This window comes from Roseivivax isoporae LMG 25204 (assembly GCF_000521865.1).
GTDB classification, from domain to species: Bacteria; Pseudomonadota; Alphaproteobacteria; order Rhodobacterales; family Rhodobacteraceae; genus Roseivivax; species Roseivivax isoporae.
Genome location: NZ_JAME01000147.1, coordinates 1 through 625, shown reverse-complemented (window position 1 = coordinate 625; position 625 = coordinate 1). Strand labels below are relative to the sequence as shown.

The 625-nt window shown below is 66.4% G+C and carries 2 protein-coding genes; both read left to right on the top strand.

All coding sequences use genetic code 11. The annotated features are described in order from the left end of the window. A partial coding sequence (locus RISW2_RS23070) for a hypothetical protein (protein WP_211238752.1) occupies positions 1 to 401 on the top strand: 401 nt, incomplete at its 5' end. 20 nt (positions 402 to 421) lie between these two features. Continuing rightward, positions 422 to 625, top strand: a 204-nt coding sequence (locus tag RISW2_RS23065) for a hypothetical protein (RefSeq protein ID WP_043775911.1), incomplete at its 3' end; no start/stop codon positions are given.

The window sequence follows — 625 nt, the reverse complement described above, 5'->3', positions numbered from 1 at the left end:
TTTCGATTGCGGGAGGGAAGGCGACCCACACCGTGGGTGTCGGCTCCTTCCTCTCGCAAGAGTTGACGCTCGCCGAAGGGCAGGTCGCGCGGTACACGGTCGAATTGGCGAACCGCCAGGGCGGTACCGCGCTTGTGCGCCTCGATGGCGACACGAATGCCGACGGGGCGCCGATCAGCAGCAACGGTACATTCACCGGCACGCTGGCGGCCCCGGCAAACATGACGCACCTCCGGATTCGCGTGGATGGCAACTGGGGCGGTGACGTCCTGTCGGTGCGCCTCGTCGCGGAAAGCGCCGAGGCCGAGCCACTCGGCGAGTGGAATTACTGGCTCGTCCCCGTGTCGCCTGGTGGCGTCGACGGCGATCCGGTCGGGCCTTTCCTGCGCCGTATCTACTGACACCCAAAGCGAGTATCAGAATGACTGACTTCCTCGACCTGTTCGCGGGCAACCCCCGCTCGCCCTATCACCAGCCAGATGCGATCGAGATCGGGCAGGCGTTGAACGAGTTGGCGCTGTCCGCCGGGCTCTCGGGGCGGAGCTTCTACCGGGACACCCTTGCCGAGCTGAACGCCGTGACCGGAGAGTCCGCAGGCGATGCTGGCTTCGTGCTCGCAGACGGC